Annotated in this window: 16 protein-coding genes; 9 read left to right on the top strand and 7 right to left on the bottom strand. The window is 73.2% G+C overall.

The features are described from left to right. Positions 1 to 36: 36 nt before the first annotated feature. Both EV376_RS15140 and EV376_RS15135 read right to left on the bottom strand, forming a co-directional pair. On the bottom strand, positions 37 to 1,083 hold the full coding sequence (locus EV376_RS15140) for an iron ABC transporter permease (protein WP_486482645.1): 1,047 nt from the start codon (positions 1,081 to 1,083) through the stop codon (positions 37 to 39). A gap of 67 nt (positions 1,084 to 1,150) precedes the next feature. Next, positions 1,151 to 2,197, bottom strand: coding sequence for an iron ABC transporter permease (locus EV376_RS15135; protein WP_130323782.1), 1,047 nt, complete (start codon positions 2,195 to 2,197; stop codon positions 1,151 to 1,153). A 115-nt stretch (positions 2,198 to 2,312) separates the two neighbouring features. Between EV376_RS15135 and EV376_RS15130 the strand changes: the two genes are divergently transcribed. Further along, complete coding sequence (locus EV376_RS15130) at positions 2,313 to 2,672, top strand: YciI family protein (protein WP_130323781.1); 360 nt, start codon at positions 2,313 to 2,315, stop codon at positions 2,670 to 2,672. 63 nt (positions 2,673 to 2,735) lie between these two features. On the opposite strand, the gene EV376_RS15125 is transcribed toward EV376_RS15130, so the two are convergent. Continuing rightward, positions 2,736 to 3,104 carry a cytidine/deoxycytidylate deaminase family protein gene (locus EV376_RS15125; protein WP_130323780.1) on the bottom strand — a complete coding sequence of 123 codons (369 nt, stop codon included), beginning with the start codon at positions 3,102 to 3,104 and terminating at the stop codon, positions 2,736 to 2,738. 123 nt (positions 3,105 to 3,227) lie between these two features. Between EV376_RS15125 and hrpA the strand changes: the two genes are divergently transcribed. Continuing rightward, positions 3,228 to 7,256, top strand: coding sequence for an ATP-dependent RNA helicase HrpA (gene hrpA, locus EV376_RS15120; protein ID WP_130323779.1), 4,029 nt, complete (start codon positions 3,228 to 3,230; stop codon positions 7,254 to 7,256). A 108-nt stretch (positions 7,257 to 7,364) separates the two neighbouring features. Here the strand turns inward: hrpA and EV376_RS15115 are convergent, their stop codons facing one another. Further along, positions 7,365 to 8,300 (bottom strand): LysR substrate-binding domain-containing protein, encoded by a 936-nt coding sequence (locus EV376_RS15115; RefSeq protein ID WP_207228555.1) that lies wholly within the window; start codon positions 8,298 to 8,300, stop codon positions 7,365 to 7,367. Positions 8,301 to 8,371: 71 nt separating this feature from the next. On the opposite strand from EV376_RS15115, the gene EV376_RS15110 reads away from it, so the two are divergent. The 6 genes from EV376_RS15110 to EV376_RS15085 all read left to right on the top strand — a co-directional run bounded on the left by EV376_RS15110 (position 8,372) and on the right by EV376_RS15085 (position 15,185). Further along, the gene (locus tag EV376_RS15110) at positions 8,372 to 9,064 is read left to right on the top strand and encodes a succinate dehydrogenase cytochrome b subunit (protein WP_130323775.1); all 693 of its coding nucleotides are present in this window, start codon (positions 8,372 to 8,374) and stop codon (positions 9,062 to 9,064) included. A gap of 2 nt (positions 9,065 to 9,066) precedes the next feature. Beyond that, positions 9,067 to 10,998 carry a fumarate reductase/succinate dehydrogenase flavoprotein subunit gene (locus tag EV376_RS15105; RefSeq protein ID WP_130323773.1) on the top strand — a complete coding sequence of 644 codons (1,932 nt, stop codon included), beginning with the start codon at positions 9,067 to 9,069 and terminating at the stop codon, positions 10,996 to 10,998. After that, complete coding sequence (locus tag EV376_RS15100) at positions 10,995 to 11,759, top strand: succinate dehydrogenase/fumarate reductase iron-sulfur subunit (protein WP_130323771.1); 765 nt, start codon at positions 10,995 to 10,997, stop codon at positions 11,757 to 11,759. The genes EV376_RS15105 and EV376_RS15100 overlap by 4 nt, the downstream gene beginning before the upstream one ends. A gap of 132 nt (positions 11,760 to 11,891) precedes the next feature. Then, the gene (locus EV376_RS15095) at positions 11,892 to 13,076 is read left to right on the top strand and encodes a zinc-dependent alcohol dehydrogenase (protein WP_130323769.1); all 1,185 of its coding nucleotides are present in this window, start codon (positions 11,892 to 11,894) and stop codon (positions 13,074 to 13,076) included. After that, on the top strand, positions 13,073 to 13,942 hold the full coding sequence (locus tag EV376_RS15090; protein WP_130323767.1) for an SDR family NAD(P)-dependent oxidoreductase: 870 nt from the start codon (positions 13,073 to 13,075) through the stop codon (positions 13,940 to 13,942). Before EV376_RS15095 ends, EV376_RS15090 begins: the two co-directional genes overlap by 4 nt. A gap of 94 nt (positions 13,943 to 14,036) precedes the next feature. Next, complete coding sequence (locus EV376_RS15085) at positions 14,037 to 15,185, top strand: MBL fold metallo-hydrolase (RefSeq protein ID WP_130323765.1); 1,149 nt, start codon at positions 14,037 to 14,039, stop codon at positions 15,183 to 15,185. Positions 15,186 to 15,328: 143 nt separating this feature from the next. On the opposite strand, the gene EV376_RS15080 is transcribed toward EV376_RS15085, so the two are convergent. From EV376_RS15080 to EV376_RS15070, 3 genes are all read right to left on the bottom strand, one after another. Further along, positions 15,329 to 16,009 carry a PIG-L deacetylase family protein gene (locus EV376_RS15080; RefSeq protein ID WP_130323763.1) on the bottom strand — a complete coding sequence of 227 codons (681 nt, stop codon included), beginning with the start codon at positions 16,007 to 16,009 and terminating at the stop codon, positions 15,329 to 15,331. Further along, the gene (locus EV376_RS15075) at positions 16,006 to 16,935 is read right to left on the bottom strand and encodes a methionyl-tRNA formyltransferase (RefSeq protein WP_130323761.1); all 930 of its coding nucleotides are present in this window, start codon (positions 16,933 to 16,935) and stop codon (positions 16,006 to 16,008) included. Before EV376_RS15075 ends, EV376_RS15080 begins: the two co-directional genes overlap by 4 nt. 119 nt (positions 16,936 to 17,054) lie before the next feature. Next, a complete protein-coding gene (locus EV376_RS15070) occupies positions 17,055 to 18,566 on the bottom strand; it encodes a dGTP triphosphohydrolase (protein ID WP_130323759.1) in 1,512 nt (503 codons plus the stop codon). 62 nt (positions 18,567 to 18,628) lie between these two features. Here EV376_RS15070 and EV376_RS15065 point away from each other — a divergent pair, with 62 nt between their 5' ends. Continuing rightward, entirely contained in the window at positions 18,629 to 21,088 is a 2,460-nt protein-coding gene (locus EV376_RS15065; RefSeq protein WP_130323758.1) for a Tex family protein, read from the top strand. Positions 21,089 to 21,130 lie beyond the last annotated feature (42 nt).

Here is a 21,130-nt window from a genome sequence, read left to right as displayed (position 1 = left end):
CCTTCCGAGGGCGTCGGCGCGGGACATCAGGGGTCGTCACGACGGCCTCCGGTGACCGCGGAGCAGCAGGAACATCAGGTACGGGCCGCCGATGGCGGCGGTGAGCACCCCGGCCGGCAACTGGGTGGGCGCGAACAGCCGGCGCCCGGCGAGGTCGGCGAGCACCAGCAGCAGCGCGCCGAGCAGCGCCGAGCACACCATCGGCGGGCGTTCGGCGCGGACCAGCCGCCGGGCCAGCTGCGGCGCGACCAGCGCGACGAAGTCGACCGCGCCGACCTGCGCGGTGACCATCGCGGCGACCAGCACGCCGGTGCCGGCCAGCCCGATCCGGCGGGCGACCGGCCGCAGCCCGATCCCGCGGGCGGTGTCGTCGTCCAGGGCGCTGCTGTTGAGGGCCCAGCCGGCCCAGGCCAGCACCGGTGCCAGCACCAGCAGGGTCACGGCGATCCACGCCGTCTCCGTCCAGCCCTTGCCGGCCAGGGTGCCGATCAGCCAGATCTGCGCCCGCAGGCCGTCGATCGGGTCGGCGGTGAGCATGACCACCTCGGTGAGCGCCCGGAACGCGAACGCCACCGCCACCCCGGCGAGCACGAACCGCTGGGCGGCCAGGCCGTGCCGGGCGCCGAGGGCGAGCAGCAGGCCGGCGGCGACCAGCCCGCCGACGAGGGCGCTCGGCGCGACCAGGACCGCGGCGGCCCCGCTGGTCAGGGCGACCGTCGCGGCGAGACCCGCGCCCTGGGTGATGCCGATGACGTCCGGGCTGGCCAGCGGGTTGCGCGCCACGCTCTGGATGAGGGTTCCGGCCACTCCGAACGCCGCGCCGGCCGCCGCCGCGAGCACCAGCCGGGGCAGTCGCAGGTCGAGGACCACCAGGTCGTACGGGGTACCGGCGCCGGAGAGCGCGCGCAGCACGTCCCCGGCGGCCACGAACGGGGTGCCGAGGGAGAGGCTGAGCACGCCGGCCGCGAGCAGCAGCGCCAGGAGCGTGGCGGCGACCAGCACCGAGCGGCGGCGGACCTGCACGGCGACCGGCCCGATCCGCAGCAGCGACCGCCCGGGCAGCGCGCTGGTGGTGGCGGTCACCGGGCCACCCCCGGCCGCCGGCGGGGCGCGGTGACCAGCGGGCGGCCGGCAGCGCGGTCAGGGGCGCTCACGCGGTCACCACCTTCGCCCGGCGGACCATGATCGCCAGCAGGGGCGCGCCGATCAGCGCCGTGACGATGCCGGCCGGCACCTCCCCGGGCGGGTCGACGAGGCGGCCCACGACGTCGGCGCCGAGCAGCAGCGCCGGTCCGAGCAGGGCGGAGACCGCGAGGGTCCAGCGGTGGTCCGCGCCGACCAGCGCGCGGGCGAGGTGCGGGACGGCGAGCCCGACGAACGCGATCGGCCCGGCGGCGGCGACCGCGGCGCCGGTGAGCAGCACGGCGGCGGCTCCGCCGCCGAGGCGGATCAGCCCGATCCGGTGGCCGAGCCCGCGCGCGACGTCGTCGCCGAGGGCGAGCGCGTCCAGGCCCCGCGCGACGAGGGCGGCCAGCACCAGGCCGGCGAGCACGAACGGCAGCACCTGCCCGGCGACCGACACGTCCCGGCCGGTCAGCCCGCCGACCACCCAGAACCGGTACTCCTCGAAGGTGCGCGCGTCGATGCTGAGCAGGGCGTACACGATGGAGGCGATGCTGGCGTCGAGGGCCGCGCCGACGAGCGCGAGCGTGACCGGGCTGGCGCCCTCGCGGGCGCGGGTGGCGACGGCGAACACGAGTACGCCGGCGCCGAGCGCCCCGGCGATGCCGAACCAGACGTACCCGGCGAGGGTGGAGATCCCGAAGACCGAGATGGCCAGTACGACGCCGAGCGAGGCGCCGGCGCTGATGCCGAGGATGCGCGGCTCGGCGAGGGGGTTGCGGGTGAGCGCCTGGAGCAGCACCCCGGCCACCGCGAGCGCGAGCCCGACGGCGAGGCCGAGGGCGGTGCGCGGCAGCCGCAGCTCCCGGACGATCGTGCTGGCCTCGCCGCCGTCCGGTGCGACCAGCGCGTTCCACACCTGGTCCACGGGGATCGGCCGGCTGCCGAGGGCGAAGCTCGCCAGCACGGCCAGCACCAGCGCGAGCGCCGCGACGCCGGTGACCGCCAACCGACGGCCGACGCGCCCACGGGTGGTGGATCCCGCCGGGGCGGGCCGGGCGGCGAGGGTGGTCACAGGTCTCCTACCAGGGGTTAGGTTCGCCTTACCTTAGCTGACCCCGTGGGCTGCGCCTAACCGGCGCCGGTCGATCGAGCCGACGCCCCGGCCGGGCGCCCCCTACTCTGAAGGGATGCGATTCGACCAGCACACGGTCGTACTTCTGGTGCGCCCGGCGGACGCACCGGAGCTGCCGCAGGACGCCCTCGACCGGATTCAGGACGCCCACCTGGCCCACCAGGCCGGGCTGGCGGAGCAGGGCCTCGTCCTGGCGGCCGGGCCGTTCCTGGACGCGGACGACGAACGGCTGCGCGGCTTCGTGGTGCTCTCCATCTCGCCCGACGAGGCGCGCGAGCTGTACGCGAACGACCCGGCGGTCCGGGCGGGCCGGCTGGCCGTACGGGTGATGAGCTGGATGGTGCCGGAGGGCATCCTCCGCTTCGAGAGCGTCCCCCTCCCCCGCTCGATGCTGGAGGCCGCCGCCGGCGACTGAGGTCCGCGCCCGGGGCGGGCGGACGGGCTCGGCGCGGGCGGCCGCCGGCCCGGGAGAGATGTCCTACCCGGGCAGGTCGTCGACCGGCACGGCGCGTGGCGCGTCCAGCGGGCCGACGATCACGCGGATCGCCGGATGGTGGTCGCGCAGCACCTGGTGGCAGCGCCCGCAGGGCGCGAGGATCTCCCGCCCGCGGTCCCCGACGGCGACGATCGTCTCCAGCTCGGTGACACCCTGCGTGGCGGCCGTGCCGACCAGGACGATCTCGGCGCAGGCCTCGCCGCCCTCGTGACGGACGTTCACCCCGCTGACAACCCGCCCGTCGGCGGTCCGCGCGGCGGCCGCCACCGTGTGGTGGGCGCTGCGGCAGCGCAGCTTCGCCACCGCCGTGGCCGCCTGCAGCAGCGCCCGGTCGGTGTCCCGCATCGTCATGGTCCCGCGCCCCCCGTGGTCGACGTCGGCGCCCCACTCTAGAGCGCCGTACCGGGCGGGGGTGCCGCGCCCGCCGTAACCCGGGGGCGGTGGCGGGCCCGGCTGCCTATCCTTGGCGGCGACATGCCGAAAGAAGCCACCTCCGCCGCGCCCGACGCCGTCCGCGACCTGCACCGCCGGCTGGGCCCCCTGATGTTCCGCGACCAGCGCCGCCTGCAGCGGCGGCTGGACGGCGTCCGGAAGCTGCGCGACCCGCAGCGCCGGGAGTCGGCGCTGGCCGAGATCGCCGCGGACGTGGCCCGGGCCGAGGAGCGGCTGGCGGGCCGGCGGGCCGCGGTGCCGGCGATCACGTACCCGCCGGCGTTGCCGGTCAGCGAGCGCAGGGACGACATCGCGGCGGCGATCCGCGACCACCAGGTGGTGATCGTCGCGGGCGAGACCGGCTCCGGCAAGACCACCCAGCTGCCGAAGATCTGCCTGGAGTTGGGCCGGGGCGTCCACGGCCTGATCGGGCACACCCAGCCGCGCCGGCTCGCCGCGCGTACGGTCGCCGACCGGATCGCCGAGGAGCTGGGCACCGAGCTGGGTGACGTGGTCGGCTACAAGGTGCGCTTCACCGACCAGGTGGGCGACCGGAGCCTGGTCAAGCTGATGACCGACGGCATCCTGCTCGCCGAGCTGCAGACCGACCGGATGCTGCGCCAGTACGACACGATCATCGTCGACGAGGCGCACGAGCGCAGCCTCAACATCGACTTCATCCTCGGCTACCTGAAGCAGCTGCTCCCAAGCCGTCCCGACCTGAAGGTCGTCATCACGTCGGCGACCATCGAGACCGACCGGTTCGCGAAGCACTTCGCCGACGCCGAGGGCAACCCGGCGCCGGTCGTCGAGGTCTCCGGCCGGACCTACCCGGTCGAGGTGCGGTACCGGCCGCTGGTCGAGGTCACGGAGACCGAGGACGAGCACGACGCGGACGAGGAGAACGTCCGCGACCAGATCCAGGCGATCGGCGACGCGGTGGCGGAGCTGGCCGCCGAGGGGCCCGGCGACATCCTGGTCTTCCTCTCCGGTGAGCGGGAGATCCGGGACACCGCCGACGCGCTCGGCAAGCTCGTGCAGCAGAAGCGGTCCCTGCTGGGCACCGAGATCCTGCCGCTGTACGCGCGGTTGAGCACCGCCGAGCAGCACCGCGTCTTCGCCCCGCACTCCGGGCGGCGGGTGGTGCTCGCCACCAACGTCGCGGAGACCTCGCTGACCGTGCCCGGCATCAAGTACGTGGTGGACCCGGGCACCGCCCGGATCTCCCGCTACTCCAACCGGCTGAAGGTGCAGCGGCTGCCCATCGAGCCGGTCTCGCAGGCGTCGGCCAACCAGCGCAAGGGCCGCTGCGGGCGCACCTCGGACGGCATCTGCATCCGCCTCTACGACGAGCCGGACTTCCTGGCCCGGCCGGAGTTCACCGACCCGGAGATCCTGCGTACCAACCTGGCGTCGGTCATCCTCCAGATGACCGCGATCGGGCTCGGCGACATCGCCGCCTTCCCGTTCATCGACCCGCCCGACCGGCGCAACATCACCGACGGCGTCAACCTGCTGCACGAGCTGGGCGCGCTGGACCCGGCCGAGCCGGACCCGGCGAAGCGGCTCACCCCGCTCGGCCGGCGGCTGGCCCAGTTGCCGGTCGACCCGCGGCTGGCCCGGATGGTCCTGGAGGGCGAGCGCAACGGCTGCGCCACCGAGGTGGTCGTGATCGCCGCGGCGCTGTCGATCCAGGACCCGCGCGAGCGGCCGGTGGAGAAGCAGGCCCAGGCCGACCAGGCGCACGCCCGGTTCGCCGACCAGGAGTCGGACTTCGTGGCGTACCTGAACCTGTGGCGGTACCTGCGCGAGCAGCAGCGGGCCCGGTCGTCCAGCGCGTTCCGGCGGATGTGCAAGGCGGAGTACCTCAACTACCTGCGGGTGCGCGAGTGGCAGGACATCGTGAGCCAGCTCCGGCAGGTGCTGCGTGCCCCGGAGAACGCCCGCGGTCGGCGCGAGGCCGCGCCCGACGGCGGCGGCGGGGGCCGCGGCGCCGGCGCGGACCTGCCGGAGGAGATCGACACCCCGAAGGTGCACCGGTCCCTGTTGGCCGGGCTGCTGTCGCACGTCGGCCTGAAGGACGCGCAGAAGCACGAGTACCTGGGGGCGCGTGGCGCGAAGTTCGCCCTCTTCCCCGGGTCGGCGCTGTTCAAGAAGCCGCCGCGCTGGGTGATGGCCGCCGAACTGGTGGAGACCACCCGGTTGTGGGGGCGGGTGAACGGGCGGATCGAACCGGAGTGGGTCGAGCCGCTCGCCCAGCACCTGGTCAAGCGCAGCTACAGCGAGCCGCACTGGGAGAAGAAGCAGGCGGCCGTCATGGCCTACGAGAAGGTGACGCTGTACGGCATCCCGGTCGTCACCTCCCGCAAGGTCAACTTCGGCCGGATCGACCCGGCGCTGAGCCGCGAGCTGTTCATCCGGCACGCCCTGGTCGAGGGGGACTGGTCCACCCACCACCGGTTCTGGGCGGACAACCAGCGGCTGCTGAACGAGGTGGAGGAGCTGGAGAACCGGACCCGGCGGCGGGACATCCTGGTCGACGACGAGACCATCTTCCAGTTCTACGACGAGCGCATCCCGGCCGACGTGGTCTCCGGGCGGCACTTCGACGCCTGGTGGCGCAAGGAGCGGCGGCAGCGGCCGGATCTGCTCACGTTCACCCGCGACCTGCTGGTCAACGCCGGTCGGGGCGGGCTGGACGAGGCCGACTACCCGGACGAGTGGCGGGCCGACGGGGTGCGCCTGCCGCTGACGTACACGTTCGACCCGGGCACCCCGACCGACGGGGTGACGGTCGACATCCCGCTGCCGCTGCTCAACCAGGTGCCGGCGGAGAGCTTCGACTGGCAGGTGCCGGGGCTGCGCGAGGACCTGGTCATCGCGCTGATCCGCTCGCTGCCCAAGGCGATCCGGCGCAACTTCGTCCCGGTGCCGGACTACGCCCGGGCCGCCCTCGCCGCGCTGCCCGCCGGCGAGGAGCCGCTGCTGGACGCGCTGACCCGGCAGCTGCGGCGGATGACCGGCGTGACCGTGCCCCGGGACGCCTGGGACGTGGCGAAGCTGCCACCGCACCTGCGGGTCACCTTCCGGGTACTCGGCGAGGACGACGAGCCGGTCGCCGAGGGCAAGGACCTGCCGGCCCTGCAACGCCAGCTCAAGGCGGAGGTACGCCAGGTGGTGGCGGCCGCCGCGCCGGACGTGGCCCGCACCGGGCTGACCGGGTGGAGCATCGGCCCGCTGCCCCGCACGATCGAGCAGGTCCGGGCCGGGTACGCGGTGACGGCGTACCCGGCGCTGGTGGACGACGGCGCGACGGTCGGGGTGAAGGTGTTCGACTCCCCCGCCGAGCAGGAGGCCGCGCACTGGGCGGGCACCCGCCGGCTGCTCCGGCTGACCGTGCCCGCGCCGGCGAAGTTCCTCCAGGGCCGGCTGTCGAACGAGGCGAAACTGGCGCTGTCCCGTAACCCGCACGGCGGCGTGCAGGCGCTGATCGAGGACGCGGCCGGCGCGGCGATCGACAAGCTGATCGCCGACGCGGGCGGCCCGGCCTGGGACGCCGAGGGCTTCGCGGCGCTGCGCGACACGGTCCGCGCCAATCTGGTGGACACCGTCGTCGAGGTGATGGACCGCGTCCGGAAGGTGCTCGCCGCCGCGTACGCCGTCGAGCAGCGCCTCGGCGCGACCCGGAACCTGGCCGTGGTGGCCGCGCTGGCCGACATCCGGGCGCAACTGGGCGGCCTGGTCCACGCCGGCTTCATCACCGAGACCGGGTACGCGCGCCTGCCCGACCTGCTGCGCTATCTCACCGCGATCGAGCGCCGGCTGGACCGGCTGCCCGGCAACCCGGCCCGCGACAAACAGCAGCAGGACCGGATCGCGGTCGTGCAGAAGGAGTACGCGGACCTGCTGGCCGCGCTGCCGCCCACCAGACGGCAGTCGGCCGCCGTCCGGCAGATCCGCTGGATGATCGAGGAGCTGCGGGTGAACGTCTTCGCCCAGGCGCTGGGCACCCCGTACCCGGTGAGCGAGCAGCGCATCTATCGCGCCATGGACGACGCCGAGGCGGGCTGACCCACCCCCGCTCTCCCGCGATCTTGCAGTTAATGCCCTCGATATGGGCTTTCCGCGGCTTTTGCCGGGGCGGAAAGTGCAAGATCGCCGGGGGCGGGAGCGGAGCCGTCACAGGGGTTCCACGCCGTCGGGGAGTCGGGCGGCGGCGGTGGCGTCGTGGACGTACTCCAGCAGGATGCGGCGGAGTTCGCGGCCGGCGTGGGTCGGGACCACATCGCGGCGGCGGGCCACGGCGATGGTACGGCGGACGCCGGGCGGGGCGAGCCGGGTGACGTGGACGCCGGGGCGGCGGGCCACGACGCTGCCGGGCACCAGGGCGGCACCCAGCCCGGCCTCGACGAAGCTCAGCACGGCGTCCAGCTCCCCGCCGTCGACGGAGATCCGGGGCTCGAAACCGGCGTCCCGGCAGGCCTGCAGGGTCGCCTCGCGCAGGTCGTAGCCCTCCCGGAACATGACCAGCGGCTGGTCGCGCAGGTCCGAGACGCGCACCTCGCCGCCGGGGGACGCCCCGGGAAGCGGGTCGACGCTGGCGACGACCAGCCGCTCGGTCAGGACCGCGTCGGTGCGCAGCCCCGGGTCGGCGCCCGCCGCCGGCGCGATGATCAGCGCCAGGTCGAGGTCGCCGCGGAGCAGGTCGCGCACCAGGTCCTGCGAGCCGCCCTCCTCCACCCGCAGGTCGACCGTCGGGTGGGCGTCGCGGTAGCGGCGCAGCACCGGCGGGGCCAGCGACGTCGCCAGGCTGGGGGTGGCGCCGAGGCGGACCCGGCCGCGCCGGAGACCGACCAGTTCCTGGACCTCCCGGGTGGCGGTGTCCACGTCGGCGAGGATCCGCTTGGCGAGCGGCAGCAGCACCTCCCCCGCCGTGGTCAGCCCGATCTTGCCCCTTACCCGCTCGAAGAGCGGGGTGCCGAGGTCGGTCTCCAGCGCGTGAATTTGCTTACTCAACGAGGGCTGGGTGATGCCGACCAGGTCGGCCGCCTGGGTGAAATGTCGTACTTCTGCGACCGCCACGAAGTACCGGAGCTGATGCAGCTGCATCTGGATAGCCTATGGCTATCAAGACTGCGAGGTCGATGCATTGGACGACTGATCAAACTGCTCCTAGCGTCGGTCGGGTGGTAGTCACGACGAGAACCCGGTCGCCCATCCGCTCCAATGTCGGCCTCAAGGCCGTCATGGCGGTGACGGGCATTCTGCTGGTGCTGTTCCTCATCGCCCACATGCTCGGCAACCTGAAGATCTTCACCGGGTCCGAGGACTTCAACCACTACGCCCACTGGCTGCGCGAGCTGGGCGAGCCGCTGCTCCCGTACGGCTGGTACCTGTGGCTGCAGCGCGGCGTGCTCCTGGTCGCGCTGGTCGCGCACATCTGGGCGGCGACCGTGCTGGCGCTGCGGGCCCGGGCCGCCCGCCCGGTCAGGTACGCCCACCGCAAGAAGGTCCAGGGCAGCTACGCCGCGCGCACCATGCGGTGGGGCGGCGTGATCATCGCCCTGTTCGTGGTCTACCACATCCTGGACCTGACCACCGGCCACCTGAACCCGGTCGGCGACCCGACCCGGCCGCAGGCCAACGTGGTCGCGGACTTCGCCCCCGAGCGGTGGTACGTGACCCTCTTCTACACGCTCGCGGTGGTCACCCTCGGCTTCCACCTGCGCCACGGCGCGTTCAGCGCCTTCCGCAGCCTGGGCCAGCAGACGCCGAAGGGTGAGGCGCGCGCCCGCAGCCTCGCCCTGGTGTTCGCCGTCGCGCTGAGCGCCGGCTACCTGGTGGTCCCGTTCGCCGTACTCACCGGATTGGTGCGTTGATCATGGTTCTCTACACCGAAGGCGACCCGATCGCCGACGCCAAGGCTCCCGACGGCCCGATCGAGACCCGCTGGGAACGTCGCCGCTTCGAGGCCAAGCTGGTCAACCCGGCCAACCGGCGCAAGATGACGGTGATCGTGGTCGGCACCGGCCTGGCCGGCGGCTCCGCGGCGGCGACCCTCGCCGAGCAGGGCTACCAGGTCAAGTCCTACTGCTACCAGGACAGCCCGCGCCGGGCGCACTCCATCGCCGCCCAGGGCGGCATCAACGCCGCCAAGAACTACCGCAACGACGGCGACTCGGTGCACCGCCTCTTCTACGACACCGTCAAGGGCGGCGACTTCCGCTCCCGGGAGTCGAACGTGCACCGGCTGGCCGAGGTCTCCGTCAACATCATCGACCAGTGCGTGGCGCAGGGCGTCCCGTTCGCCCGCGAGTACGGCGGCCTGCTCGACACCCGCTCCTTCGGTGGGGCGCAGGTGCAGCGCACCTTCTACGCGCGGGGCCAGACGGGCCAGCAGCTGCTGCTCGGGGCGTACCAGGCGCTGGAGCGGCAGATCGGCCTCGGCAACGTGGAGATGAACGCCCGGCACGAGATGCTGGAGCTGATCGTCGTCGACGGCCGGGCCCGGGGCATCGTCGTCCGGGACCTGGTCACCGGCGAGATCACCACCGAGTTCGCGGACGCGGTGGTGCTCGCCTCCGGCGGGTACGGCAACGTCTTCTACCTCTCCACCAACGCCAAGGGCTGCAACGTCACCGCCACCTGGCGGGCGCACCGCAAGGGCGCGTACTTCGCCAACCCCTGCTACACGCAGATCCACCCGACCTGCATCCCGGTCTCCGGCGACCACCAGTCGAAGCTGACCCTGATGAGCGAGTCGCTGCGCAACGACGGCCGGGTGTGGGTGCCGAGGACGAAGGGCGACAACCGCGACCCCCGCGAGATCCCCGAGGACGAGCGGGACTACTACCTGGAGCGGATCTACCCCTCCTTCGGCAACCTGGTGCCCCGGGACATCGCCTCCCGCGCCGCGAAGAACGTCTGCGACGAGGGTCGCGGCGTCGGCCCCGGCGGGCTCGGCGTCTACCTGGACTTCGCCGACGCGATCCAGCGCCTCGGCCGCAAGGCCATCGAGGCGAAGTACGGCAACCTCTTCGAGATGTACGAGCGGATCACCGGCGAGGACCCGTACGAGGTCCCGATGCGGATCTACCCCGCCGTGCACTACACGATGGGCGGCCTCTGGGTCGACTACGACCTCCAGTCGACCATCCCCGGCCTGTTCGTGATCGGCGAGGCCAACTTCTCCGACCACGGCGCGAACCGGCTGGGCGCCTCGGCGCTCATGCAGGGCCTCGCCGACGGCTACTTCGTCCTGCCGAACACCATCGCCAACTACCTGGCCGGCGGCCCGTTCGACCGGGTCGAGGCGAGCCACCCGGCGGCGGTCGAGGCGCGGCGCACCGTCGAGGACCGGATCCAGCGGCTGCTGGCGGTGAACGGCGACCGGACCGTGGACTCGTTCCACCGGGAGCTGGGCCAGATCATGTGGGAGCACTGCGGCATGGAGCGCTCCGAGGCCGGCCTGCGCAAGGCGATCGACGAGATCCGGACGCTGCGCGACGACTTCTGGCAGCGGGTGCGGATCATCGGCGACGCCGACGGGCTCAACCAGTCGTTGGAGAAGGCCGGCCGGGTGGCCGACTTCTTCGAGCTGGCCGAGCTGATGTGCATCGACGCCCTGCACCGCGAGGAGTCCTGCGGCGGCCACTTCCGCGCCGAGCACCAGACCGAGGACGGCGAGGCGCAGCGCGACGACGAGCGGTTCGCGTACGTGGCGGCCTGGGAGTACGGCGCCGAGCAGCCGGTGCTGCACAAGGAAGACCTGAAGTTCGAATACGTCCACCCCACGCAGCGGAGCTACAAGTGAACCTGACCCTGCGCATCTGGCGCCAGAAGGGCCCTGAGGACAAGGGTCGGATGGTGACCTACCAGGTCGAGGACATCTCCCCGGACATGTCCTTCCTGGAGATGCTCGACGTGCTCAACGAGCGGCTGATCCTCGCCGGCGAGGAACCGGTGGCGTTCGACCACGACTGCCGCGAGGGCATCTGCGGCATGTGCGGCCTGATGATCAACGGCAACGCGCACGGGCCGCAGCGCGGCACCACCGCCTGCCAGCTGCACATGCGGCAGTTCTCCGACGGCGACACGATCGACATCGAGCCCTGGCGGGCCCGGGCCTTCCCGGTCATCAAGGACCTGGTGGTCAACCGCAACGCGTTCGACAAGATCATCGCGGCTGGCGGCTTCATCACCGCCCCGACCGGCAGCGCCCCGGAGGCGCACTCGGTGCCGGTGGCCAAGGCCAACGCGGACGCCGCCTTCGAGTCGGCGGCCTGCATCGGCTGCGGCGCCTGCGTGGCGGCCTGCCCGAACGGCTCCGGCATGCTCTTCACCGCCGCCAAGGTCACCCAGCTCTCGCTGCTGCCGCAGGGCCAGCCGGAGCGGTACACCCGGGTGATCGGCATGGTGGACGCGCACGACGAGGCCGGCTTCGGCGGCTGCACCAACGCGGGCGAGTGCACGGTGGTCTGCCCGAAGGGCATTCCGCTGAACACCATCGGCCGGCTCAACCGGGACTACCTCGCCGCCACCGCCAAGGGGCGCGACAACACGCCCGGCTCCTGACGGCTCGCGCCGGGACCAGAACGGGCCGCCGCACCCGCGAGGTGCGGCGGCCCGATTCGTCCCCGTGCCCGGTTCAAGCGGCGCTGTGCGGGTAGCACCCTCCCGGAGGCCACCGAGAGGGGACATCCGGACATGAAGGCAGTGACCTGGCAGGGCAAGCGGGACGTACGGGTCGAGGAGGTTCCCGACCCCCGCATCGAGGAGCCGACCGACGCCGTCGTCCGGATCACCTCCACCGCGATCTGCGGCTCCGACCTGCACCTCTACGAGGTGCTCGGGCCGTTCCTCAAACCCGGCGACGTGCTCGGCCACGAGCCGATGGGCATCGTCGAGGAGGTCGGGCCCGGGGTGACCCGGCTCCGCCCGGGCGACCGGGTGGTGGTGCCGTTCAACATCGCCTGCGGCTCCTGCTGGATGTGCGACCGCCAGCTCTACGCCCAGTGCGAGACCACCCAGGTCACCGCCGAGGGCAAGGGCGCCGCCCTGTTCGGCTACACGAAGCTCTACGGGTCGGTTCCCGGCGGGCAGGCGGAGTACCTGCGGGTCCCGCAGGCGCAGTTCGGCCCGATCAAGATCCCGGAGACCGGCCCGGACGAGCGGTGGCTCTACCTCTCCGACATCCTCCCCACCGCCTGGCAGGCGGTGAAGTTCGCCGACACCCCGCCCGGCGGCACGCTCGCCGTCTTCGGGCTCGGCCCGGTGGGTCAGTTCTGCGCGCGGATCGGCCGGCACCTCGGCGCCAACCGGGTGATCGGCCTGGACCTCGTGCCGGAACGCCTCGAGATGGCCCGCCGGCACGGCGTCGAGGTGCTCGACGTCACCGAACTCGACGACGTGCCGGGCACCCTGATCGACCTCGTGGACGGGCGCGGCCCGGACGCGGTGATCGACGCGGTCGGCATGGAGGCGCACGGCGCACCGCTCGGCAAGCTCGCCCAGACCGCCGCCGGGCTGCTGCCGGACAAGCTGGCCCAGACCATGACCGACAAGGTGGGCGTGGACCGCCTCGTCGTACTGAAGGCCGCGCTCAAGGCCGTCCGGCGCGGCGGCACCGTCTCGATCTCCGGTGTGTACGGCGGCGAGGTCGACCCGCTGCCGCTGATGGAGATGTTCGACCGGGGCGTCCAGCTGCGGATGGGCCAGTGCCACGTCCGGCGCTGGACCGACGAGATCATCCCGCTGCTCGCCCGGGACGACGACCCGCTCGGCGTGACGGACCTGCGGACCCACCAACTGCCGCTGGCCGACGCGCCGCGGGCGTACGAGATGTTCCAGAAGAAGCAGGACGGGTGTGTGAAGGTCGTGCTGACACCGTGAGCCGCACGGTGGTCGTCACCGGCGCGACCAGCGGCATCGGTCGGGCGGCGGTCCGGGAGTTCGCCGGCCGCGGGGACCGCCTGGTCCTCGCGGCCCGCGCACCGGAGTCCCTCGACGAGGTACGCACCGAGTGCATCGCCGCCGGAGTCCACGCGCTGGCGGTGCCCACCGACCTGGCCCGGCCCGGCGCGCCGGCGGCGATCGTCGAGGCCGCCGTCGCCGAGTTCGGTGGGGTCGACGTGTGGGCGCACACCGCGGCGGTGATGGCGTACGGACGCTTCGACGAGACGCCCGAGGAGGTCTTCGAGCAGGTGATCCGCACCGACCTGCTCGCGACGGCGGCGGTGGCACGGGCGGCGCTGCGCCACTTCCGCACCTCCGGCGGAGGCACCCTGATCCTCACCGGATCGGTGCTCGGGCACATCACCGCGCCCTACATGAGCGGGTACGTGGCGAGCAAGTGGGGCGTGCAGGGGCTGGCCCGGGCGCTCCAGCAGGAGGCCCGGGAGACGCCGGGCGTACACGTCTGCGTCGTCACCCCCGGCAGCGTCGACACACCCATCTACCAGCGGGCGGCGAACCACCTGCGCCGGCTCGGCCGGCCGCCGCTGCCGGTCACCACGCCGGAGCGGGTCGCCCGGGCCATCGTGGACCTCGCCGACCATCCGCGGCGCGAGGTCTCGGTGGGCCGGGCCAACGTCGTCATGCGGTTCGGGTTCACCGTCCTGCCCGGCGTGTACGACCTCCTGGTCGGGCCCCTGATGCGGGCGGCCGGGCTCACCGAGCGGACGGTGGAGCCGCACGACGGGGTCGTGTTCGCTCCCGACCCGACCAGCGAGCAGCTCCACGGCGGCTGGCGTGGGTGAGGAAGGGCCCCTTCGCAACGCCTGCGGCGGAGCAGGGGTCCCGGCTTAACACGTCCGGCTACCGTGTACCCGGGACTCGGCGGGAGGGACGGCGATGGGGGAAGCAGCGGAGCGCGGGCGTCGGCGTACGCCCGTCGGCCGGCGGTTGGGCGGGGCGGCCGGACTGGCCGCGCTGGCCGGCCTCGCGTGGGTGGCCCGGGACGTGCCGCTGGCGCTCGGCGGCCGGCTGACCGGCGCCCGGGCCGAGCGGGCGGCCCGCTCCCCGCAGTTCCGCGACGGCACGTTCCGCAACCCGGCGAGCAGCCGCTCGATGGCCGGCGCGCCGGACCGGAACCTCGTCCGCGAGCTGATCTTCGGCAAGCAGAAACGGCATCCCGGCGCACCGGTGCCGCTGCTGCGCCCGCCGCCGGCGCCGGCGAACCCGGACTCGCACCCCGAGCTGAACGTCATCTGGTACGGGCACGCCTCCGCGCTGATCGAGATCGAGGGGCACGCCGTGCTGATCGATCCGGTGTGGAGCGAGCGGTGCTCACCGTCCGCCCTGGTCGGCCCGAAACGCCTGCACGAGCCACCGGTACGCCTCGACGAGCTGCCCCCGCTCACGGCGATCCTGATCTCCCATGACCACTACGACCACCTGGACCTGGCGACCGTGCGGGAGCTGACCGCCCGGCAGGACGCGCCGTTCGTCGTGCCGCTCGGCGTCGGCGCGCACCTCGACCGGTGGGGCGTCCCGGCGCACCGCATCGTCGAGCTGGACTGGTCGGAGCGGCACGACGCGGGCGGGCTGAGGCTGACCGCCACCCCCGCTCAGCACTTCTCCGGCCGGGGCCTGCGCCGCGACGGCACCCTCTGGAGTTCCTGGGTGATCGCGGGCGCCCACCGGTCCGTCTTCTACACCGGCGACTCCGGCTACTTCGACGGGTACCGGGCGATCGGCGCCGCGTACGGGCCGTTCGACGTGACGCTGATGCAGATCGGCGCGTACGACCGCGCGTGGCCGAGCATCCACATGTTTCCGGAGGAGGCCGTCGGCGCCCACCTGGACCTGCGGGGCGGGCTGCTGATCCCGGTGCACTGGGCGACCTTCAACCTCGCGCTGCACGACTGGTCCGAGCCGGTGGACCGGCTCTGGGCCGAGGCGAAGGCCCGCGACGTACGGCTGGCGGTGCCCCGGCCGGGCGAGCGGGTGGTGGTCGACGACCCGCCGCCGGTGGACGGCTGGTGGCAGGCGGTGGCCTGAGTCGGCGCACGGCGGAGCAGGCGGCCCGACCGTGGGCATGGTCGAGGCGGCGGTCTGTGCACGACGCGTGCCGCCTTCACCGCGGCCCGTTCATCCGGGCCACGGCGGAGGTGGACACGACCGGTGGCCGCGGAAGGTCGCGGCTACCAGTCGCTCTCGACGTTGCGGATCAGCATGAACGGCTCGGCGGCATCCCGCCCGATCACCGTGCCCCAGTGTTCCGCGTGTGTGCGCAGGGCGCGGTCGTTGCGGGGGTGCGGCCAGTTCCGCCACTCCGACCGGTAGTGGCCGAATGCCTCGAGTTTGCGTTCCAAGGTGGCGGTTATGTCGACGAACCAGTTCGGTTGCCACCAGGTGACCGGGGCGGGGGTCCACTCCGTGCTCGACGTGGGGGCGTAGGTGAACACCCGCCGCACGCACTGGCCCGGCACCGGGCGGGTGGCCACCGCCACCGACTCGAACACCGTCCGGTGGTCGAGGTTCACGTCGCCCTGCACCGAGTAGACGGTGTCCGGTCGGAACTCCGCGATCTGCCGCTCGACGACCCGATTGACGTCCACGTGCGGAAGGGTGTCCAGCCGCATGTCGGGTAGGTCGAGATGGACGTAATCGCTGACCCCGAGAACCTCCGCCGCCTTGCGCGCCTCCTGGCACTTCTGCTGCAGGATTTCCAGGTCGCCGGCGTACTGTGTGGACGATCCGTCGGTGACGCAGCAGATGCGCACCGCGTCGCCCCGGTCGGTGTGCCAGGCGATGGTTCCGCCCATACCGAGGATCTCGTCGTCGGGATGGGCGGCGACGATGAGGACTCGTCGCGCGTTCATCCGAGCACCGTCCCGACAGCGAGTGCCGGGTGCAGCTCGACGTCGCGCAGGTCGGGCCCGTCGTCGACCGACGCCTCGCGCACCAGCAGGGCACCCTCGCCGGCGGCCACCAGGACGCCGTCGGGACGGTGGGCCAGCACGGTGCCGGCCGGCGCCGGCTCCGCCGTCGGTTCGGGACGGGCGCTCCAGATGGTCATCCGACGGTCGCCGAGCCAGGTGAACGCGCCCGGATACGGCCGGGTCTGCGCCCGGACCCAGGCGTCGAGGTAACCGGACCGCGTCTCCCAGTCGATCAGCCCGTCGGAGGGGACGCGCTTGGGCCAGTTGCTGGCCCGCTTCGGATCCTGCGGAATCCGCGGGGCGGTCCCGGCCGCGAGCTGCGGGAAGTAGGTACGAACGAGCTCGAGTTCCGCCTCTGCCACCTTGGCGTAGAGGGTTGTGGCGGTCTCGTCGGGTGCGACGCTGATGGGCACCTGGCCCACGATGTCGCCGGAGTCGGCGGTGGCGTCGGGGATCTCGAACAGGGTGACACCGGTGCGGGCGAGCCCGTTCAGGATCGCCCACGCGACGGGTGCCCGACCACGGTGCCGCGGCAGCAGCGTCGGGTGCATTCCGTACGTGCCGCCGGGCGGCACCGCGAGCAGCTCCTCACGGACGAGTTGCGACCAGCCGACGACCCAGACCATGTCCGGTTCCAGCCGGCGTATCGCGGCTATGCAGTCCGGGCTGTTCACGTTCTGGGTTTCGATGAGTCGCGCCCCGAACCGCTCAGCGGCGTCGTCGTAACAACACATGCCGGAGACCTCCGGACGTACCGGGCCTGGCAGCGTGACGATACCGGCGATCTCCGCCCCCACCTCCGCGGCGGCCTCCAGGCACGCTTTGGCGGCGGTGTCGAAACTGATCCAGACGATCCGTTTCGTCATCTCTGGCTCCCTTCGTCTACAGCTTGCCCTCCGGCAGCAGAGGGCACTGCGCCATCATCTGCTCCAATGGCCACGGGAGCATCAAACCAGACAAACATCAAGGAACAGCCGATTTCCGGTCAGAGAACGAAGGCGTCGGTCCAGAGGGCGCCGGAGCGGCCGGAGAGCGAGTCCAGCATGGCCACCGCCTGACCGTCGGTGAGCTGTGCGACGAAGTCGACGATCGCCCGGCCCCGGGCCTTGCCGATCCGGTCCGGTGTCCTCGGGTGCAGTTCCGCCTCGGCCAGCTCGACCAGGTCGTGCAGCCGGCGCGGCAACCGCGACTCCTCCTCCGGGTCGAGCAGCCAGTCCAGCAACGCCTCGACCAACGTGCCGAGCAGCCGGGCCTGGCCGCGCTGATGCAGCGCCAGGTCCGGCCGGGCCAGCACGAACCGGTGGTGCACGAACTTGAGCACCTGCACCTCGTGCCACTGCGCCGGGGCGAGCAGGACATGGCCGGAACGCACCGACGGCGCCTCCACCACGGTGATCGCGTCCACGAACCGGGTCGTCCAGCGGGCGGAGAAGCGGGCGACGTACTGCTCGGCCTCGATCGACCCGTCGAACGGCACCGCCAGCAGCCCGTCCACCAGTTCCTCGCGGACGTGCTCGACGGCGGCGGCGAACGCCTCGTCGTCGGCGATCCACCCGTCCTTGCGGTGCAGCTGGCGGCGCAGCCGCTCGATCGCCGAGCCGGGCCGGCGGGCGGCGCTGGCCAGCGCCGGCTCGGTGATGGCCCGCAGGTGGCCGCAGTCGCGCTGCCACGCGGTCAGCTCGGCGGCCACCGCGCCCTGCTGCAGCACGCCGACCCGGTAGAAGTCCTCCACGTCGTGGATCGCGTACGCGATGTCGTCGGCGGTGTCCATCACCGACGCCTCGACGGTCTGCTGCCAGTCGGCGATCCGCCCGGCGAACGGCTCCCGCGCCTGACGCAGGTCGTCCAGCTCGGTCCGGTACGCCCCGAACTTCGTCGACCCGCTGGCCGGGTCGTCCGGCGGCGGGGCCGCACCGCGCGGGGCCGGGTCGAGCAGGCGCGGGTGCGGATCCGGGTGGTCCAGCCGGGTCCACGGGTACTTGAGCATGGCCGCCCGCACCGCGGCGGTCAGGTCCAGGCCGGTGGTCGCGGCGCCGCGGATCTCGGTGGAGGTGACGATCCGGTACGACTGGGCGTTGCCCTCGAACCCGTCGGCGAGCCCGAGCCGCTGGCGGGCCAGCCGGTCCAGCACCCGCTCCCCCAGGTGCCCGAACGGCGGGTGGCCCAGGTCGTGGGCGAGCGCCGCCGCCTCCACCACGTCCGGGTCGCAGCCGCCCAGCTTCTCCAGCAGGTCGCGGTGCCGGTCGTCGGCCGTGAGTCGCTCGGCGATCGCCCGGGCCACCTGCGCCACCTTGAGGCTGTGGGTGAGCCGGTTGTGCACCAGCAGCCCCGAACCGCCGGGGCTGACCACCTGGGTCACCCCGTTCAAGCGGGTGAAGAAGGGCGAGCCGACGATGCGGTCCCGGTCGGCGCGGAACGGGCTCGCGGCCAGGTCGCCCAGCGTCCGCGCGCTGCCGCCGAAGAGCCGGCGCGCCCGGGGCTCCGCAGGTGGTTCCATGATCGCAACGCTAGCGCGGCAGAATGCACGGCGGAAACCACTCTTGAAGGCGGATCGAGATCGTGACCCTCACTGTTCATCAGCGGATCGCCGAGGAGCTCGGCGTCGCCGAGCGCCAGGTACGCGCGGCCGTGGAGCTGCTCGACGGCGGCGCGACCGTGCCGTTCATCGCCCGCTACCGCAAGGAGGCCACCGGCCTGCTCGACGACACGCAGCTGCGCACCCTCGAGGAGCGCCTGCGGTACCTGCGGGAGCTGGACGAACGACGCGCCGCGATCCTGGAGTCGATCCGCGGCCAGGGCAAGCTCGACGAGGCCCTGGAAGCGCAGATCATGGCGGCCGACTCGAAGTCCCGGCTGGAGGACATCTACCTGCCGTACAAGCCCAAGCGGCGGACCCGGGCGCAGATCGCCCGGGAGGCCGGCCTGGAGCCGCTGGCCGAGACGCTGCTCGCCGACCCGTCGCGGGACCCGCGCGAGACGGCCGCCGGGTTCGTCGACGCCGACAAGGGCGTCGCCGACGCGGCCGCCGCGCTGGACGGCGCCCGCGCCATCCTCATCGAGCGGTTCGCCGAGGACGCCGACCTCATCGGCACGCTGCGGGAGCAGATGTGGTCGCGGGGCCGGCTCGTCTCCCGGGTACGCGAGGGTCAGGAGAGCACCGGCGCCAAGTTCGCCGACTACTTCGACTTCGCCGAGCCGTACCCGAGGCTGCCCTCGCACCGGATCCTCGCCATGTTCCGGGGCGAGAAGGAGGGTGTGCTCGACCTGACGATGGACCCGGAGCCGGAGGGCGACTCCGACCCGGTCGCGACCGGCCCGACCCGGTACGAGGCGGCCATCGCCGGCCGCTTCGGGATCGGCGACCAGGGCCGCCCGGCCGACCGGTGGCTGGCCGACACGGTGCGCTGGGCGTGGCGTACCCGGATCCTCATCCACCTCGGCGCGGACCTGCGGATGCGACTGTGGCAGGCGGCCGAGGAGGAGGCCGTCCGGGTCTTCGCCACCAACCTGCGTGACCTGCTGCTGGCCGCGCCGGCCGGCGCCCGCCCGACGATGGGCCTGGACCCGGGCCTGCGGACCGGGGTGAAGGTCGCGGTGGCCGACGCCACCGGCAAGGTCGTCGCCACCGACACGATCTACCCGCACGAGCCGCGCCGGCAGTGGGACGCCTCGATCGAGACCCTCGCCCGGCTGGCCGCCGCCCACCGCGTCGAGCTGGTGGCGATCGGCAACGGCACGGCGAGCCGGGAGACCGACAAGCTCGCCGGTGAGCTGATCAAGCGGCACCCGCAGCTCAACCTCACCAAGATCGTCGTCTCCGAGGCCGGCGCGTCGGTCTACTCGGCGTCCGCGTACGCGGCCCAGGAGCTGCCCGGGCTGGACGTGTCGCTGCGCGGCGCGGTCTCCATCGCCCGCCGTCTCCAGGACCCCCTCGCCGAGCTGGTGAAGATCGACCCGCGCTCGATCGGCGTCGGGCAGTACCAGCACGACCTGTCCGAGGTGAAGCTGTCCCGGTCGCTGGACGCCGTGGTCGAGGACTGCGTCAACGCGGTCGGCGTCGACGTGAACACCGCCTCCGCGCCGCTGCTCACCCGGGTCTCCGGCATCGGCGCCGGGCTGGCCGAGAACATCGTGCTGCACCGGGACGCCAACGGGCCGTTCCGCACCCGGGCCGACCTGCGCAAGGTGCCGCGGCTCGGCCCGAAGGCGTTCGAGCAGTGCGCCGGCTTCCTGCGCATCCCCGGCGGCGACGACCCGCTGGACTCCTCCAGCGTGCACCCCGAGGCGTACCCGGTGGTGCGGCGGATCCTCACCGCCACCAAGCAGGACCTGCGGTCGATCATCGGCAGGAGCAGCATCCTGCGCGGGCTGCGGGCCACCGACTTCGTCGACGACACGTTCGGTCTCCCGACCGTCACCGACATCCTCGCCGAGCTGGAGAAGCCCGGCCGCGACCCGCGCCCGGAGTTCCGGACGGCCACCTTCACCGAGGGCGTGGAGAAGATCGCCGACCTCTCTCCCGGCATGATCCTGGAGGGCGTGGTCACCAACGTCGCCGCCTTCGGCGCGTTCGTGGACGTCGGCGTGCACCAGGACGGGCTGGTGCACGTGTCGGCGATGTCCCGCACCTTCGTCCGGGACCCGCGCGAGGTGGTCAAGTCCGGCGACGTGGTGAAGGTGAAGGTGCTCGACGTCGACGTACCGCGCAAGCGCATCTCGCTGACCCTGCGCCTGGACGACGACGCGGACGCGAGCCGGGGCGGCGCGGACGGCGGGCGACGCGAGCGCGGCGGCGACCGTGGTGGCCGGCGTGGGGACGGCGGTCCGGGCGGCTCGGGCGGGCGCGGCGGCGCCGGCGGGCCCGGTGGCCAGGGCGGCGCCGGCGGACGCGGCGGTCAGGGCGGGCGCGGTGCCAGCCAGGGCGGTCGCGGCGGGCAGCCGCGGCAGGGTCGCGGCGCGACGCCGCCCCCGACCAACGACGCGATGGCGGACGCGCTGCGCCGCGCCGGACTGGCGTAGCCGGAGCCGATGCCGCGGGCGGGCCGGAAGCAGCGGCCCGCC

Source organism: Micromonospora sp. CNZ295, from assembly GCF_004217535.1.
The sequence above is the reverse complement of the archived record's forward strand: the minus strand, read 5'-3'. Positions and strand labels throughout refer to the sequence as shown.